Annotated in this window: 14 protein-coding genes; 9 read left to right on the top strand and 5 right to left on the bottom strand. The window is 66.6% G+C overall.

Features of this window, described 5'->3' with window-relative positions; genetic code table 11:
* Positions 1-9: 9 nt before the first annotated feature.
* Both SAMIE_RS01945 and SAMIE_RS01950 read left to right on the top strand, forming a co-directional pair.
* Positions 10-963 carry an alpha/beta fold hydrolase gene (locus SAMIE_RS01945; RefSeq protein WP_066698242.1) on the top strand — a complete coding sequence of 318 codons (954 nt, stop codon included), beginning with the start codon at positions 10-12 and terminating at the stop codon, positions 961-963.
* Positions 960-2,063: an NAD(P)/FAD-dependent oxidoreductase gene (locus tag SAMIE_RS01950; RefSeq protein WP_066698239.1), complete on the top strand. Its 1,104-nt coding sequence runs from the start codon at positions 960-962 to the stop codon at positions 2,061-2,063. Before SAMIE_RS01945 ends, SAMIE_RS01950 begins: the two co-directional genes overlap by 4 nt.
* Here the strand turns inward: SAMIE_RS01950 and SAMIE_RS01955 are convergent.
* The gene (locus SAMIE_RS01955; protein WP_066698236.1) at positions 2,060-3,367 is read right to left on the bottom strand and encodes a lipopolysaccharide biosynthesis protein; all 1,308 of its coding nucleotides are present in this window, start codon (positions 3,365-3,367) and stop codon (positions 2,060-2,062) included. The genes SAMIE_RS01950 and SAMIE_RS01955 overlap by 4 nt on opposite strands.
* A gap of 112 nt (positions 3,368-3,479) precedes the next feature.
* Here SAMIE_RS01955 and SAMIE_RS01960 point away from each other — a divergent pair, with 112 nt between their 5' ends.
* Positions 3,480-4,250, top strand: coding sequence for a phosphocholine cytidylyltransferase family protein (locus tag SAMIE_RS01960; protein WP_066698234.1), 771 nt, complete (start codon positions 3,480-3,482; stop codon positions 4,248-4,250).
* Here the strand turns inward: SAMIE_RS01960 and SAMIE_RS01965 are convergent.
* Genes SAMIE_RS01965 through SAMIE_RS01975 form a run of 3 tightly spaced genes read right to left on the bottom strand, consistent with a single transcriptional unit; the run spans position 4,238 to position 6,833 of the window.
* On the bottom strand, positions 4,238-4,663 hold the full coding sequence (locus SAMIE_RS01965) for an HIT family protein (RefSeq protein WP_066698232.1): 426 nt from the start codon (positions 4,661-4,663) through the stop codon (positions 4,238-4,240). The genes SAMIE_RS01960 and SAMIE_RS01965 overlap by 13 nt on opposite strands.
* Positions 4,660-5,766, bottom strand: a complete 1,107-nt coding sequence (locus tag SAMIE_RS01970; protein ID WP_066698224.1) for a CDP-alcohol phosphatidyltransferase family protein — start codon at positions 5,764-5,766, stop codon at positions 4,660-4,662. Before SAMIE_RS01970 ends, SAMIE_RS01965 begins: the two co-directional genes overlap by 4 nt.
* Positions 5,763-6,833, bottom strand: a complete 1,071-nt coding sequence (locus SAMIE_RS01975) for a glycosyl transferase (RefSeq protein WP_066698221.1) — start codon at positions 6,831-6,833, stop codon at positions 5,763-5,765. Before SAMIE_RS01975 ends, SAMIE_RS01970 begins: the two co-directional genes overlap by 4 nt.
* A 165-nt stretch (positions 6,834-6,998) precedes the next feature.
* Here SAMIE_RS01975 and SAMIE_RS01980 point away from each other — a divergent pair, with 165 nt between their 5' ends.
* The 3 genes from SAMIE_RS01980 to zapE are packed head-to-tail and all read left to right on the top strand — an operon-like array spanning position 6,999 to position 9,359.
* On the top strand, positions 6,999-7,787 hold the full coding sequence (locus SAMIE_RS01980; RefSeq protein ID WP_066698217.1) for a succinate dehydrogenase iron-sulfur subunit: 789 nt from the start codon (positions 6,999-7,001) through the stop codon (positions 7,785-7,787).
* Between the two features lies 1 nt (position 7,788).
* Positions 7,789-8,250: a PaaI family thioesterase gene (locus SAMIE_RS01985; RefSeq protein ID WP_066698214.1), complete on the top strand. Its 462-nt coding sequence runs from the start codon at positions 7,789-7,791 to the stop codon at positions 8,248-8,250.
* Complete coding sequence (gene zapE / locus SAMIE_RS01990) at positions 8,247-9,359, top strand: cell division protein ZapE (RefSeq protein WP_066698212.1); 1,113 nt, start codon at positions 8,247-8,249, stop codon at positions 9,357-9,359. The genes SAMIE_RS01985 and zapE overlap by 4 nt, the downstream gene beginning before the upstream one ends.
* Positions 9,360-9,366: 7 nt before the next feature.
* Here zapE and SAMIE_RS01995 read toward each other — a convergent pair whose 3' ends face one another.
* On the bottom strand, positions 9,367-9,924 hold the full coding sequence (locus SAMIE_RS01995; protein ID WP_083952403.1) for a phosphatase PAP2 family protein: 558 nt from the start codon (positions 9,922-9,924) through the stop codon (positions 9,367-9,369).
* A gap of 347 nt (positions 9,925-10,271) precedes the next feature.
* Here SAMIE_RS01995 and mdh point away from each other — a divergent pair, with 347 nt between their 5' ends.
* From mdh to SAMIE_RS02010, 3 genes are all read left to right on the top strand, one after another.
* A complete protein-coding gene (gene mdh, locus SAMIE_RS02000; RefSeq protein ID WP_066698210.1) occupies positions 10,272-11,234 on the top strand; it encodes a malate dehydrogenase in 963 nt (320 codons plus the stop codon).
* A 101-nt stretch (positions 11,235-11,335) separates the two neighbouring features.
* A complete protein-coding gene (sucD, locus tag SAMIE_RS02005) occupies positions 11,336-12,220 on the top strand; it encodes a succinate--CoA ligase subunit alpha (RefSeq protein WP_066698207.1) in 885 nt (294 codons plus the stop codon).
* A gap of 89 nt (positions 12,221-12,309) precedes the next feature.
* Positions 12,310-15,105 carry a 2-oxoglutarate dehydrogenase E1 component gene (locus SAMIE_RS02010; RefSeq protein WP_066698204.1) on the top strand — a complete coding sequence of 932 codons (2,796 nt, stop codon included), beginning with the start codon at positions 12,310-12,312 and terminating at the stop codon, positions 15,103-15,105.
* Positions 15,106-15,109 lie beyond the last annotated feature (4 nt).

Genomic DNA, 15,109 nt, shown 5'->3' on the forward strand with positions numbered 1-15,109 from the left:
CGGGGCCAGATGGATTCGCCCGGCCTCCCCGCACCCGCCTTCGACCGCCGCGCCTGGCCGGAGGGCGGGGTGCTGGATTACTGGCTCGCGCCCGATGGCTGGCCGATCCGCCGCTATCGCCTCGGCAGCGGGGAGCGCGGGCGGATGCTGGTGCTCAACGGGCGCGGCGACATGATCGAGAAATATCTCGAAGTCATCCACCACTGGGCGCAGCGCGGCTGGGCCGTCACCGCGTTCGACTGGCGCGGGCAGGGCGGATCGGGGCGGCTGACGGACGATCCGATGTGCGGGCATATCGGCGATTTCGGCGTCTGGATCGAGGATTTCCGGGCGCTGGCGACGGAGTGGCGCGGCGGGGGGCAGGGGCCGTCCGTCATGCTGGGGCACAGCATGGGCGGGCATATGCTGCTGCGCGGCCTGACCCAGGGCGTGCCGCCGCCCGACGCGGCGGTGACGGTCGCGCCGATGCTGGGTCTGCACAGCGCGCCGCTGCCGCGCTGGCTGGCGGTCGGCATCGCGCGGGGGATGATGCTGCTCGGCCAGGGGGAGCGGCAGGCATGGACGCAGAAGGAGGACAGCGAGAGGCTGCGCCGCATCCGGCAGCAGCGGTTGACGCACGATCCCGACCGCTATGCCGACGAACTGTGGTGGCGCGACCATAGCCGCGGCATCGCGCTGGGGCCACCGAGCTGGGCGTGGGTCGATCAGGCGCTGCGCTCGACGCACGATCTGGCGGAGGGGGAGGCGATCGCGCGCATCGGTGTGCCGCTGCTGATACTGGCGGCGCAGGCGGACCGGCTGGTGTCGACATCCGCCATTCGGCGCGTCGCGGCGCGCATTCCCGGTGCGCGGCTGCATGTCTATGGGCGCGAGGCGGCGCATGAAATCCTGCGCGAAAGCGATCCGGTGCGGCTGGACGCGCTGGCGCGTATCGACGCCTTTCTGGATGAGGTTGCGCCTTGACCCGCGCCGACATCGTGATCGTGGGCGGCGGCATGGCGGGCGCGAGCCTTGGCGCGGAGCTGGCCGGGGATGCGCGCGTCATCCTCCTCGAAATGGAGGAGAGCGCGGGATATCATGCCACGGGCCGGTCGGTCGCCTTCTGGGAAGAAACCTATGGCGGCCCGGCGGTACAGCCGCTCACCACCGCGTCGGGACCGCTGCTGGCCGCGCCCGATCCCGACTTTCACGAAGGCAGCTTCCTGTCGCCGCGCCGCACGCTGCATGTCGGGCGGGCGGGGGATGAGGGCGCGCGCGACGCGCTGCTGGCGCAGTTCGCGGGCAAGGTGGAGCTGTCGCCGCTCGATCCGCATGCGCTGGTGCCCGGATTGCGGCCCGACTGGACGCTGGGCGTGCTGGAGCCGAGCTGCCGCGACATCGACGTCGCGGCGCTGCATCAGGCGTATCTCAGGCGCTTTCGCCGGCGCGGCGGCGAGGTCCGGCTGGGCGCGCGGCTGACGGGCGCGGCGCGCGAGGGCGATGGCTGGCGGATCGAGGCGGCGGGGGAGGCGATACGCTGCGGCCTGCTCGTCAATGCGGCGGGCGCGTGGGCCGATGAGGTGGCGCGGCTCTGCGGCGTCGCCCCCATCGGCATCGCGCCGCTGCGGCGGACGGTGGTGCAACTCCATGTGCCCGCCATGCCGCAGGACGATCTGCCGCTGGTGATGGACCTGCGATCCCGTTTCTATTTCAAGCCGGAGGGGCGGCAGCGCCTGTGGCTGACCCCGCATGACGAAGCGCCGTCCGTCCCCTGCGACGCCGCGCCGGAGGATCTGGCGGTGGCGCAGGCGGTCGCGCGGTTCGAGGAGGCGGTGGACTGGGGTCCGGCCAGCGTCGAGCATAAATGGGCGGGGCTGCGCAGCTTCGCGCCCGACCGCGCGCCCGTCTATGGGCATGATCCGGGCGAGCCTGCCTTCTTCTGGTTCGCCGGGCAGGGCGGGTTCGGCATCCAGACCGCGCCTGCCGCGGCCTTCATCGGAGCGGCGCTGATCGGCGGCGCCGCCCTTCCGCCTGCGGTCGCGGAGATAGATCCCGCGCCCTATTCCCCCGCGCGCTTCCGCTAACCCGTTTTCAGCGCCCGGCGGCTGGCGAGGCCCATCATCGCGAAGGCGGCGAAGGACGCCGCGATATTCGCCATCGCCGCGCCCTGCGTCCCGTAAACCGGCAGCAGCGCCGCCTGCAATCCCAGCAGCAGCAGCGTCGCGACGACCGAGATGCGCAGCGACAGCCCCGCCCGATCCGTCGCCATCAGCAGCGGGCGATAGCTGACCCCCATAAGCTCGATACAGGCGGCGATGCCCAGCATCAGCAGCAGCGGATAGGCGGGCAGGAACGCCTTGCCCGCGATGAGACCGAGCAGCGGATGGCCGATGACGAGGATAAGGCCCACGATCGACGCGCCCGCCGCCATCGCCAGCCGGTTGGTGCGGCGGAACAGGTCGCCCAGCGCTTCCTTTCCGTGCGTCGTGGTTCGCGACAGTTCGACGAAGATGCTGCGCGAGAGCAAGCTGGAAATCTTCGTCAGCGAATTGGCGAGCTGGTTGGCGAGGCGGTAGAGGCCCGCGCCCGCAGGCCCGACGAAACCGCCGACGATCAGCACCGCGACCTGCTGCCCGATGGAGGTGAGGCTGGTCTGGAGATTGGTCGCGGTGAGGAAGCCGACGATGCCCGAATTTTCGCGCAGGGCATCCAGCGTGCGGCCTGCGCGCCAGCCGCCGATCCGGTCGCCGCCGACCTTCAGCGCCAGATACCAGTAACTCGCCGCGCACAGCAGTTCCGCCGCGCCCCAGCCGATCAGGAAGCCGGTCACGTCCGGCATCGCGATCCACGCGGCCGCCGCGCCGATCATCCGCCCGACCGGGATCATCGTCTCGGCAAAGGCGGCGGAATCGAAGCGGTCGAACAGGCGCAGGACGCCTGTCGGGCTGGACCGGATCGTCACCATCATCACCATGCAGAACAGCCAGACCGGCCAGCCCATGTCCGGCCCCAGTTCCAGCGCCTTTCCGAACAGCAGGATGATCGCGCCCGCGATCGCGCCGCCCGCAAGCGCGGAGGCGAGGTCGATGAGGATGCAGAAGCGCAGCAGCCGGTTGAGCGCGTCGCCTTTGCCATCGGCCAGATGTGGCTGGCCGTAGCGCACGACGATCTGCCAGCTATCGAAACTCACCAGCGTCTTGACGACGTTGGCGGCGCTCAGCACCAGCGCGAAGCGGCCGAAATCGACGACGCCCAGCGTGCGCGTCACGATGGCGAGATAGGCGAGGCTGAGCACCGCGCCCACGCCCTTGCCCCCCAGCAGCCAGCCCGTGTTCGCCAGAATGCGCGCGAACCCGTCCCCCGCTACGCCCGGCTTGCGCTTGAACATCACCTGACGAACGATCCTTGACCGGGGCTGCTGTTCGCGCTTTAGGCGAGCGCGCGGGGGAGTGCAAACGCCGCCTTTTTTTCGGCCCAATCGCGCGCTAAAGCCCCGCTCCATGAGCATCACCAAAGCCATCATCCTGTCGGCGGGACAGGGTTCGCGCCTGTTGCCGCTGACGCGCGACGTGCCCAAATGCATGATCGACTTCAACGGGCGCAGCCTTCTTGGCTGGCAGGTCGCGGCGCTGGTGGCGAACGGCGTCACCGACATCGTCGTGGTGACGGGTTTCCGCACCGAACGGGTCGAGGATCATGCGCTGCAACTCTACCGCGACACCGGCGCGCGTATCCGCACCGTCTTCAACCCCTTTTTTCAGGTGGCCGACAATCTGGGCACCTGCTGGATCGTGCGGGAGGAGATGGACCGGGACTTCATCATCCTGAACGGCGACACCATCGTGTCGGACGAGATCGTCGCGAAGCTGATCGCCGGGGCGCGGGACGCGATCACCGTCACCGTCGATGTGAAGGCCGACGGCGGCTATGACGACGATGACATGAAGGTCAGCCGCGACGCGGACGGGCGTCTCCATGCCATCGGCAAGCGGCTGCTGCCCCCTGACACCAATGCCGAATCCATCGGCATGCTGGCCTTCACCGGCGAAGGTCCGGCGATCTTCCGCAACCAGATCGAGCAGATGATGCGCACGCCCGAAGGCGTCGAGCGCTGGTATCTGCGCGCCATCGACATCATCGCGAAGGGCAACCGCGTCGGCACCGTCTCCATCGAGGGGCTGGACTGGCAGGAAGTCGACTTCCCTCAGGATGTGGAGGCGGCGGCTGCGCTGACCGAGAAGTGGGCGGCGCAGGGGCGCTACGCGAAATAACCCTTCAGCCAGTCGCGCAGCCCTTCGATCCTTTCCTCCAGCTTCACCGCCGCGCCGAGGTCGGGCTGGCCCGGCCAGCCTGCGTCGCGGATCGTCAGGCCCATGGCGCTGCCTTCCCCTTCGTAGCGGGGGATGACGTGGAAATGGACATGCGGGTCGACCATCATCAGCATCAGATAGTTGATCTTTGCATAGTCCACCGCGCCGCGCAGCGCGTGCTCGATGGCGGCGGTCACGGTCTTGAGTTCGGCATGCGCTTCGCCGGGCAGATCGCCGAACGCGGTCGCTTCGCCCTTGGCCGCCAGCACCAGCGACCCCAGCGTCGGCTGCGCCGGACGCAACAGCACGACCCAATGGTCGAACTCCGCCACCAGCGTCTCGGGCCAGCCGAATTTCGCGATGGTCGCGTTCATGCCGTGGCTCCTTCCGCTTCGTCCATCCAGCTCAGGATCGGGCGGCCCGACCGCTTCACGGCATAGGCCTGCGCCAGCCGCACCGCGTGGACGATGAGCGAGACGATCGTCCACCATGCCAGCGCGACGAGGCCGATGTCGGGCCGTCCGGCGAGCAGCGCGACGAAAAGGATCACCATATTGGGATTGCGCCGCGCGGTGATGAGGCGGAAGCGGCTGTCGAACGGACGCCAGACATGGATGTCCATCCCGAAATCCTTGAGGAACGCACCCTCGATCAGCCGTTGCAGCACATAGCCCGCGATCACCGCGCCCATGACGAAGGCGAAGGTATCGTCCGGCAGCGCCAGCCCCCATGCGGCAAGGCCCGTCCCCCAGAAATACCACCAGAAGGGCGGGTGGACGAGGTCGACGCCATGGTCGATCACATTGCCCCATCTGGACGAGGTGATGGTGCAGCGGGCGAGCTTTCCGTCCACCGTGTCCAGCACCATGAAGATGAAACCGCTGAGGAACCCGCTCCAGTACATGCCTTGTGCGAACAGATATGTCGCCAGCAGGCACAGGGTGACGCCGATCACCGACACCATGTTGGGCGTCATGCGAAGCTGCGCCGCGATGCGCGTCAGCACCAGCGCGAGTTCGGGCCAGAGATATTTGGTGAGCAGGTCGGTGACGCCCTTGTAGGCGCCGAAATAGCTGCGCCGCTCGATGGCGCGGCGGGTCGTGGGGGTGAGTTCGCGCACCATCGGCTGTTCCAGCTTGCGGAGCTGGCGGTTATAGAGTTTGCGCCCGTCCGACAGGTCGATGATATGCGGCGCGCTCATCGGATCGCTGCCCTGCGCCACCTGCCCGACGATGGGCGCATCCCCCCATGTGAACAGCGTCCCCGGCGTTTCCAGCGCCAGCCGCAGCAGCAGCGGATCGAACGCATAGGCGAGGTTGAAGAGCAGTTCGTGCCCCGGCGCCAGCGCGCTGCCGTTCTTCGCCGCGCTTTCCGCCATGCGCCGGTTGCGCTCGGCATTGGACATGCCCCAGATCGGCGTCGCATTCCCGCCGATCAGGCGGACGGGACCGATGCTGGTGGCGAGGATTTCAGTCATGAACGGGCTTTCGCGAAAGTCTCTATGATGTCGGCCTGCCGCCGGGATGCGGGGATCGGCGACTGGTCGATCGAATCCCGCATAGCCGCCAGTTGCGCCGCCTCATAGGCGGGTTGCACGTCGGATGCACGAGCGAGCGCGGCGGGAAGGTCGCTCATATCCTCGATCACCTGCCCCAGCCGCCAGTGAGCGAAAGCCTCCCCGCCCGCGTCGCGCCGGTCGAGATTGAGGAAGATGCAGGGGCGGGGGCGCAGCAGGAACTCGTAAACCTGGCTCGACACGTCGCCCAGATAGGCGTCCGCGCTGACCGTATAGCTCATGTCGATGGAATGGCGGCTGCCCATATCGACGCGGATGTGCGGCGCGGCGGTCGCGATGGGCGGCACGCGCGCGGCGAGCTTCGTGTGCGGAGCGACGATGACGTTCCACCCCTCCAGCGACTCCAGCGCTGCGAGCACTTCTGGCCCGTGCCGGACCCAGGAAGACAGTTCCGCGTCGAAATGCGGATTGTAGAGCAGCACCGGCGCGTCGTCGGGAAAGAAGCGCTGCCGCTGTGCCATCAGTTCGAACTTGGCATATCCGCCCACCGCGACCGAGTCGGGCGCGCACAGGCCGCGCTCGATCATGCGCCGCCGGTCCTTTTTCCCCGCGACCAGCGTCAGGTCGAAATCGGCATGGCGGCTCTTATACCCGCCCTCGCGGTCGCCCGCGCCATGCTTGATAAGGATGAGGCGGGACGCGAAGCCGGGCACGCGCCGCAGCCATGCGGTGCTGATCTCGGTCGTCACGATGGCCGGAAAACGCGCGATGGCGCGATAGTTGAGCAGCAGCGTGGCCAGCCGCGAGGGCTGGCGAAAGAGCGAGTCGGGCGGCGAGAAGGGCGGGCGCTTCAGCCGCTTCCGCAGCAGCAGGCCGTCCGGATCGTAACCCGCCACCAGATCGAGGATCGCGTCCGATGGCGACAGCACGCTGACCCGCAGGTCCGGCCGCCGCGCCAGTTCCAGCGCGGCGGGCAGCCAGTGGTAAAGCTGCTGCGCTTCGGCAATGGCGAGAAAGGCGATGTCCATGCGGAGGTCCGGAAATGCGCGGGCGGCAGGGGCGGGTTAGCGGTCAAAAGCCGACCCATGCAAGGGGCTGGGCCATTATGTCCTTTCGTGAGTGCTGGACCTTTGCGGATTTTTCGTTATGCGCACGCCTAGCAGATTGACTTTGACGAAGAGGCTCGACGAGCGATGGCCGAATTTTCTTTGCCCAAGAACAGCAAGATCAGCGGCAAGGGCACGACGCACAAGGCACCGGAAGGCGCGACCAACGTCAAATCCTTCAAGGTGTATCGCTACGATCCCGACTCGGGCGACAACCCGCGCTACGACACGTTCGAGATCGACCTCGACAGTTGCGGGCCGATGGTTCTCGACGCGCTGCTCAAGATCAAGAATGAATATGATCCGACGCTGACCTTCCGCCGCTCGTGCCGCGAGGGCATTTGCGGTTCCTGCTCGATGAACATGAATGGCAAGAACGGCCTCGCCTGCACCACCGCCATCGACGAGTGCGGGACGAAGGAAGTGCGCATCACGCCGCTGCCGCACATGGACGTCATCAAGGATCTGGTGCCCGACTTCACGCACTTCTACGCGCAGTACAATTCGATAAAACCGTGGCTGCAAACCGTCAGCCCGCCGCCCAGCGGCAAGGAGCGGCTTCAGTCGCCTGCCGACCGCGAGAAGCTCGACGGCCTCTATGAGTGCATCCTGTGCGCCTGCTGCTCGACGAGCTGCCCGAGCTACTGGTGGAACAGCGACAAGTTCCTGGGGCCGGCGATCCTGCTCCAGGCCTATCGCTGGCTGGCCGACAGCCGCGACGAATATACCGGCGAGCGGCTGGACGAGCTGGAAGATCCCTTCCGCCTCTATCGCTGCCACACCATCATGAACTGCGCCAATGTCTGCCCCAAGGGTCTCAGCCCCGCCAAGGCGATTGCCGAAACCAAGAAGATGATGGTCGAGCGGCAGCTTTAAGTTGGCGAGCGACGGCGTTGCCGGCGGGGAGCCGCTGAGCGAAGGCGAGGGGGCGGGCTGGATCGCATGGTCCGACCCGGAACCCGACACTTTTCATGTCGCCATCGGCGGCGCGCGGGGACGGGTGCTGGGACCGGCGAAGGCGCTGGTGGCACTGGCGACCCGGCGCGATCACCGCAACCGACTGGGTGCGCTGCACGGCGGTTTTCTGGCCGCTTTTGCCGACCACGCCTTCTTTGTCGGCCTGTCCGCCATGGGCCACAGGGCGCATATGGAAGGCGTGACCGTCGATCTGTCGATGCAATATCTGGGTGCGGGCGTGGTGGGGCCGGACCTGATGGCCGAAGTCGAGATTCTGCGGGAAACCGGACGCCTCTATTTCCTGCGGATGGTCATCAGTCAGGACGGCAATCCCGTCGCCGCGTCCACCGCCACCATCCGCAAGGGTTCGTCGCGCAAGTGACCGGCGTGCTTTCCCGTTACGATGCGCTCGTCGCGGGCGGCGAACTGCGGCCCGATCCGGACCAGCGCGCCGCGGCAGAGCGGCTCGACGGCCTCCAGCAGCAACTGGAAGCCGCGCCCGCGCGCGGATCGACGCTGTGGAAACTGCTGCGTAAACCGCCCGAGCCGCCGCGCGGCCTCTACATGTGGGGTGGGGTGGGGCGCGGCAAGTCGATGCTGATGGACCTGTTCTTCGACACGGTGCAGGTCAAGCGCAAGAAGCGCGCGCATTTCCACGAATTCATGCTCGACGTGCATGCCCGGCTCGCGGAGGCGCGCAAAAGCGAGAGCGGCGATCCGATCCCGCCGGTCGTGGAATCGCTGGCGGACGAAGCGCGGCTGCTCTGCTTCGACGAGATGGTGGTGAACAACATGGCCGACGCGGCGATCATGTCGCGGCTGTTCACCGGGCTGCTGGACAAGCGCGTGACGATCGTCACCACGTCCAACCGCGTGCCCGACGATCTCTACAAGGACGGCCTCAACCGCCAGCTTTTCCTCCCCTTCATCGCCCTCATCAAGAACAAGCTCGACGTGATGAGCCTTAACGGGCCGACCGATTACCGGCGCGACCGGCTGGGCGATGCGCAGCTCTGGCACTGCCCCAACGGCCCGGAAGCGACGGCGGCCCTGTCGACGGCCTTTTTCCGCCTCACCGACTTTTCCGTCGAGGATCGCGCCAAGGTGCCTGCCGAGGACATCCCGGTGCAGGGCGGGCGGACGCTGCACGTGCCCAAGAGCCTGAAGGGCGTCGCGGTCTTCTCTTTCAAGCGATTGTGTGAGGAAGCGCGCGGCGCGCCCGACTATCTGGCGATCGCGCGCAAATATCATACCGTCATCATCGTCGGCATCCCGGTGCTGGGACCGGAAAAGCGCAACGAGGCGGCGCGTTTCGTCACGCTGATCGACTCGCTCTACGAATATAAGGTCAAGCTGCTGGCCGCCGCCGATGCGTCACCCGCGCGGCTCTATCCGGAAGGCGACGGCGCGTTCGAGTTCGAGCGCACCGTGTCGCGCCTCATGGAAATGCAGTCGGACGATTATCTGGCGCTGGGCCACGGACCGAAATAGCCGCGCGTCAGAAGCGCGCGGCCAGAGCGATGCCGCCGCCGTGCAGATCCGCCCACGGCGTCAGCCGCACCCGGTCGTCCGCCTTTTGGGTGAGCAGCAGGCCGGACGCTTCGCCGATGGCCGCTCCGGCAGCGACATCGCGCCAGCGATGCTTGTGCGCTTCGACGCGGGCGGTCCCGACGAAGAGCGCAAGGAGATGGGCGGGCAGCCCGACTTCCCAGCCATAACGGTTATAGAGCGTCGCCGCCGCGGAAAAGGCAACGGAGCTGTGCGCGGACGGAAAGCCCTTGCGGTCGGAATGGTCGGGCCGCCATTCGGGCACGACCTGCTTCAGGCCATAGGCGATGCCGCCGCCGATGCCGATGCTCTCCGCCGCCTGTGCAAGCCCGCCGCCATCCCCCTTGACGAGCGGCACGCCCAGCGCCGCGCCGACCAATATCCCCGCGCCCGCCGTGCTGGCCTGCGACCATGCCCGGTCGCTCGCCTGCGCCGGGCCGCCATGGCCGGTCGCCGCCGCCATCAGCGCCGCACAGGCGATCCACCGCGTCTTGACCCCGTCCCTCATCCGTCATCCCCCACACTCGTGTCGGGGGTGGACGCCGTGGCGGGGCGGTCGCCACAGTCGCGGGACGGATTCTTCGCTCATGGAGCGCAGCGATTCGCCGGTGGCGGGATGGCGGAAAGGGGCCGGGCGCCCTCGAGGAGAAGGGCGCCCGGCAGGTCAGCGCTGCAGGGACAGCTCGCGGCCGGGGTGGAAGCCAGCGAGCGACAGGCCGTTTCCGCCTCTAATGCAATTGCGAACAAATTGCAAAGATAATTATCGGCGCACGGATTTACGAGGTTGAAACCCCCGCGCGATGGGCGTAGGCGGGCCGCAATTCCAATAGTCATGACTTGGAGGATGACACGCATATGGCCCGGAAGAAGATCGCGCTGATCGGCGCTGGCAATATCGGCGGCACGCTGGCGCACCTGGCGGCGCTCAAGGGTCTGGGCGATATCGTCCTGTTCGACGTGGTGGAAGGCGTGCCGCAGGGCAAGGCGCTGGACCTCAGCCAGTGCGGCCCCGTCGAAGGCTTCGATTCCAAAATCACCGGCTCGAACGACTATGCCGACATTGCGGGCGCGGACGTCATCATCGTCACCGCCGGTGTCGCCCGCAAGCCGGGCATGAGCCGCGACGACCTGCTCGGCATCAACCTCAAGGTCATGAAGGCCGTGGGCGAAGGCATCAAGGCGAACGCGCCCGACGCCTTCGTCATCTGCATCACCAACCCGCTCGACGCGATGGTGTGGGCGCTGCGCGAATTTTCCGGCCTGCCGCACAACAAGGTCGTCGGCATGGCGGGCGTGCTGGATTCGGCGCGCTTCAGCCACTTCCTCGCCGAGGAGTTTCAGGTGTCGGTCAAGGACGTCAACAGCTTCGTGCTGGGCGGCCATGGCGACACGATGGTGCCGGTCGTGCAATATTCGACCGTCGCGGGCATTCCCGTCCCCGACCTCATCGAACAGGGCCGATCGACCAAGGAGCGCATCGACGCCATCGTCGCACGCACCCGTTCGGGCGGCGGCGAGATCGTCGGCCTGCTGAAGACCGGCTCCGCCTATTACGCGCCCGCCACCAGCGGCATCGCGATGGCCGAAGCCTATCTCTACGACAAGAAGCGCCTGCTGCCCTGCGCCGCCTTCGTCGAGGGCAAATATGGCCTCGACGGCCTCTATGTCGGCGTCCCCGTCATCATCGGCAAGGACGGCGTCGAACAGGTGGTCGAGATCAAGCTGGACGACGAGGCGAAGGCGAACCTTCAGGTGTCGGTCGACGCGGTCAAGGAACTGCTCGAAGCCTGCAAGGGCATCGACCCCTCGCTCGCCTGATTTTCAAGAATCCTGCACCGTCACGCCTCAGGTAAGTGCGCAGCCTGAGGCGGGGCGCCTTTCGACCAAGTGCCACTTCCACAGAAACAAAGGGACACTTCATGTCCATTCTGGTGAACAAGAACACCAAGGTCATCACCCAGGGGATGACCGGCGCGACCGGCACCTTCCACACCGAACAGGCGCTGGCCTACGGCACGCAGATGGTCGGCGGCGTAACGCCGGGCAAGGGCGGCACGACGCATATCGGCCTGCCCATGTTCGACACTGTGCTGGAAGCCAAGAGCAAGACCGGCGCCGACGCTTCGGTCATCTACGTGCCGCCGCCGTTCGCGGCTGACTCGATCCTCGAAGCGATCGACGCGGAAATCCCGCTGATCGTCTGCATCACCGAAGGCATTCCGGTGCTCGACATGGTGCGCGTGAAGCGTGCGCTTTCGGGCAGCAAGTCGCGGCTGATCGGGCCGAACTGCCCCGGCGTGCTGACGCCCAACGAATGCAAGATCGGCATCATGCCCGGCTCCATCTTCTCGAAGGGCAGCGTGGGCGTCGTTTCGCGCTCGGGCACGCTGACCTATGAAGCGGTGTTCCAGACCACCAACGCAGGCCTTGGCCAGACCACGGCGGTCGGCATTGGCGGCGATCCGGTCAACGGCACCAACTTCATCGACGTGCTGGAACTGTTCCTGGCCGACGACGCGACCGAATCGATCATCATGATCGGTGAGATCGGCGGCGACGCGGAAGAACAGGCCGCGCAGTTCCTGATCGACGAGGCGAAGAAGGGCCGCAAGAAGCCGATGGCCGGCTTCATCGCGGGCCGCACCGCGCCTCCGGGCCGTCGCATGGGCCATGCCGGCGCGATCGTGTCGGGCGGCAAGGGCGACGCGGAAAGCAAGATCGCGGCGATGGAAGCGGCGGGCATCAAGGTCGCGGCCAGCCCGTCGGAGCTTGGCTCGACGCTGGTCGAGGTCTTGAAGGGGTAAGATAACTCCTACATATAGAGCGGCCGGGCTGCACCCCGGCTGCTATTCTCCCGCTTCCGCGACTGCACGCGGCTCAGATGGGACAAATCATGGGTTACGAGAACCAGGAATTCGAAGTCGAGCGCGGCCCGAGCTGGGCGCGCGACAATTGGCCGCTCAATGATACGGACGATCTGACCGGAGCGCTGGACCCCACGCAGATGCAGGTCGCGGTGAAGGCCGCCGCCAAGGGCGCGGGTAAGGCCGTATCCGACGCCGATGCCGTCGCCGCCGCCGACGATGCGATCCGCGCGCAGATGCTGATCCGCACCTATCGCGTGCGCGGCCACCTCGCCGCCAATCTCGACCCGCTGGGCCTCACCAAGCGCGATCTTCCCGCCGACCTCACGCCCGAATATCACGGCCTGACCGACCCATCGAAGAAGATCTATCTCGGCGGCACGCTGGGCCTGCAATATGGCACGGTGGCGGAAATCGTGTCGATCCTGCGCGCGAACTACTGCGGCAATGTCGGCCTTGAATATATGCACATCGCCGACGTGGAGGAGCGCCGCTTCCTTCAGGACCGTCTGGAAGGCAAGGACAAGGAAATCATCTTCACGCCCGAGGGCAAGAAGGCGATCCTCGCCAAGGTCATCCAGGGCGAACAATATGAGAAGTTCCTGGGCCGCAAATATGTCGGCACCAAGCGCTTCGGCCTCGACGGCGGCGAGTCCATGATCCCCGCGCTTGAAGCCGTCATCAAATATGGCGGCCAGTCGGGCGTGCGCGAGATCGTGTTCGGCATGGCGCATCGCGGCCGCCTCAACGTCCTCGCCAACGTGATGGCCAAGGGCTTCCGCGTCATCTTCCACGAATTTTCGGGCGGCACCGCCAATCCCGAGGATGTCGGCGGATCGGGCGACGTCAAATATCACCTCGGCACCTCGACCGACCGCGAATTCGACGGGATCAAGGTCCATATGTCGCTGGTCCCCAACCCCTCGCACCTCGAAACCGTCGATCCGGTGGTGCTGGGCAAGGTGCGCGCGCAGCAGACCTTCCGCGACGACCTCGGCAAGCATGAGCAGGTGCTGCCCGTGCTGATCCACGGCGACGCCGCCTTCGCGGGTCAGGGCATCGTGTGGGAATGTTTCGGCTTTTCGGGCGTGCCCGGCTACAACACGGGCGGATGCGTCCACTTCGTCGTCAACAACCAGATCGGCTTCACCACCAGCCCGCAATTCTCGCGCGGCTCGCCCTATCCCAGCGATGTGGCGAAGGGGGTTCAGGCGCCGATCCTGCACGTCAACGGCGACGATCCCGAAGCCGTGACCTTCGCATGCAAGCTGGCGATGGAATATCGCCAGACCTTCCACCGCGACATCGTGATCGACATGTGGTGCTATCGCCGCTTCGGCCACAATGAAGGCGACGAGCCGGGCTTCACCCAGCCGCTCATGTATCGCGAAATCCGCCAGCACCCGCCAGTAAGCGACGTCTACGCCGCGCGGCTCAAGGCCGAAGGCGTGGTTGACGACGCCTTCATCGCGCAGGCGACCGACGGCTTCGTCGCGCATCTGGAGGAAGAGTTCGAGGCGGCCAAGAGCTACAAGGCGAACAAGGCCGACTGGTTCGCCGGACGCTGGTCGGGCCTGCACAAGCCCGCCGACGCCGAAACCACGCGGCAGAGCGTGGAATCGGCGATCAGCGCCAAGCTGTTCGACAGCCTCGGCAAGACGCTGACCACCGTTCCCGATGGCCTCAACGTTCACAAGACGCTCAAGCGCGTGCTCGACGCCAAGGCGGAGATGTTCCGCACCGGCGAGAATTTCGACTGGGCGACCGGCGAGGCGCTCGCGTTCGGTTCGCTCCTGTCGGAAGGCTATGGCGTGCGCCTGTCGGGGCAGGATTCGGGCCGCGGCACCTTCAGCCAGCGGCACGCGGTCTGGACCGATCAGGACACGGAAAACAAATATATCCCGCTGTCGACCGTGCCGCACGGCCGGTTCGAGGTGCTGGATTCGCCCTTGTCCGAATATGGCGTGCTGGGCTTCGAATATGGCTTTGCGCTGGCCGACCCCAAGAGCCTCGTCATCTGGGAAGCGCAGTTCGGCGACTTCGCCAACGGCGCGCAGATCATCTTCGACCAGTATATCGCGTCGTCGGAGACCAAGTGGCTGCGGTCCAACGGCCTCGTCTGCCTGCTGCCGCACGGTTATGAAGGGCAGGGGCCGGAGCACAGCTCGGCACGTCTGGAGCGCTATCTCCAGCTTTGCGCCGAAGGAAATATCCAGGTCGCGAACATCACGACCCCGGCCAATTATTTCCATGCGCTGCGCCGCCAGATGCTGCGTCCGTTCCGCAAGCCGCTCATCATCATGGCGCCCAAGTCGCTGCTGCGGCACAAGAACGCCGTGAGCCGGACCGAGGATTTCCTGGGCGACTCGCACTTCAAGCGCATCCTGTCCGATCCCAATGGCGCGGCGGACGCACAGACGAAGCGGCTGGTCCTGTGTTCGGGCAAGGTCTTCTACGACCTCGCCGACGCGCGCGACGCGGCGGGCGACAGCGACGTGCAGATCGTCCGCATGGAGCAGATCTACCCGTTCGCGACCGAAGCGCTCGCCGCCCGGATCGAGCGGATGACCGCTCTCGAAGAAGTGGTGTGGTGTCAGGAAGAACCGCGCAACAATGGCGCGTGGTTCTTCGTCGAACCCTATATTGAGGAAGCGCTGGCGATGGCCGGCAAGGCGCCGATGCGCGCCCGCTATGCCGGTCGCAAGGCGGCTGCCTCGCCCGCCACGGGCCTGGCCTCGCGCCATGTGTCCGAACAGGGCGCTCTCGTCGCCGATGCGCTGGGTCACAGCGTCCGCACCGAAATCCGTCGCCAGAAGAAAGGCTGACAGC

Source organism: Sphingobium amiense (assembly GCF_003967075.1).
GTDB classification, from domain to species: Bacteria; Pseudomonadota; Alphaproteobacteria; order Sphingomonadales; family Sphingomonadaceae; genus Sphingobium; species Sphingobium amiense.